Here is a 231-nt window from a genome sequence, read left to right on the forward strand (position 1 = left end):
GTGCATACTCTACCGCCATAAAGTCTTTATCAATCAAGGTATGCAGACCATTCGGGCATTCACGCGCCGCCGTCATGCCAAGCACGCCATAGCCACAGCCCAAATCGATCGAATCATCATCCGCTTGGAAATCCACATAATCAAGCAGCATCAAGCTGCCATCATCGAGCTTTTGCGGTGAAAAAATACCCCACGTGGTCGCAAAATCAAACGGTTTGCCCAGCACATCTT

The 231-nt window shown here is 49.4% G+C and carries 1 protein-coding gene; it reads right to left on the reverse strand.

Translation table 11 applies throughout. From position 1 onward, the window contains the following. Positions 1-231 (reverse strand): methyltransferase (locus BTV98_RS13425; protein ID WP_143505800.1); only part of this gene is annotated, 231 nt, incomplete at both ends.

Source organism: Psychrobacter sp. Cmf 22.2, assembly GCF_001921745.1.
Classification (GTDB): domain Bacteria; phylum Pseudomonadota; class Gammaproteobacteria; order Pseudomonadales; family Moraxellaceae; genus Psychrobacter.